Below are 1,004 nucleotides of genomic sequence, written 5' to 3'. Positions count from 1 at the left end.
TATCAACATCGAGCTAGAAGACGAAGAGTAATCTCTTTCTCTCTCGACCAAGGTTGAGAGAGATATAAAGGCCGATCGAACTTGCAGGCAGGTTAACTTTGATCTTACCTGATATGTGGGAAGGGTCATCTGTGAGTTGGCTAATGACGTTTTGAATCGAGCTTACCGAGGGAGATAGGCTGGCGTATAGTTGTTCTCCTGCAGGAGTCAGGCTTAAAGAGTGAGAAGAGCGCAGAAAAAGTTTGGTTTGCCACTCTTGCTCTAATTTACCAATGGCTTTACTGACTGCAGGTGCTGATATGCCGAGCTCTCGTGCTGCTTTAGCAAAGCTTCCAAGTTTGGCGACTTGAATGAAAACCGGCAGCTGTGTAGGAATCGATTTCATTAACTTTTGGTTATTTATAAAGTAATTAATGTCAGGCTACAGGTTATGACAAACCTCGTCAATAATGGACCTAGTTATGCAACGGAGTCCGCTTAAACTTTCTCATAGCGGGCTCTCTAATTCATCAGTTATTGATAGGGCTCGTCATCGCTATGTTAAAACAACTTACCACACTTATTTTTAGTTTTCTGATCGCAGTATCAGCCGCTCACGCCAACAGTGATCTCAATTCACTTAGCACGACATACGATGCAAAAGCACGTTATGAGATGAGCGAAAATGATGTTAAAAGTTTTGTTTATCAGTGGTTTGCTGCATTTGACCCTCCGCGAGAGTCTGGTTACTTCGTTAATCGCATCGCACAGCCAGTTAACATGCAATACCCGGGGACGCCCATCAATTCTGTAGAAGGATTCTTAGCTTGGTATCAAGGTGTGACAGATAGCATCATTTGGAATAGCCACGACATCGTTAGCATGGATGTGCAAGGCAACCAGGTATCTGGTTGGACGGTTTCTTATGACGTTCGTTGGCAAGCAACATCAAAAACTAAAGAGAAGTTCGACATGATGGTTCATCAAGAGCTTGAAGTTATCCGTGTTGGCGACGCTTTAAAACT

General features: G+C 43.4%; 1 protein-coding gene and 1 pseudogene. One reads left to right on the top strand and one right to left on the bottom strand.

The window, feature by feature from the left end:
• Positions 1-13: 13 nt before the first annotated feature.
• On the bottom strand, positions 14-385 hold the full coding sequence (locus KIV40_RS28195) for a LysR family transcriptional regulator (protein ID WP_285352506.1): 372 nt from the start codon (positions 383-385) through the stop codon (positions 14-16).
• 152 nt (positions 386-537) lie between these two features.
• Here KIV40_RS28195 and KIV40_RS28190 point away from each other — a divergent pair.
• Positions 538-1,004, top strand: a pseudogene (locus KIV40_RS28190) (hypothetical protein); the annotation flags it as partial.

It is taken from the genome of Vibrio sp. D173a (assembly GCF_030248475.1).
The sequence above is the reverse complement of the archived record's forward strand: the minus strand, read 5'-3'. Positions and strand labels throughout refer to the sequence as shown.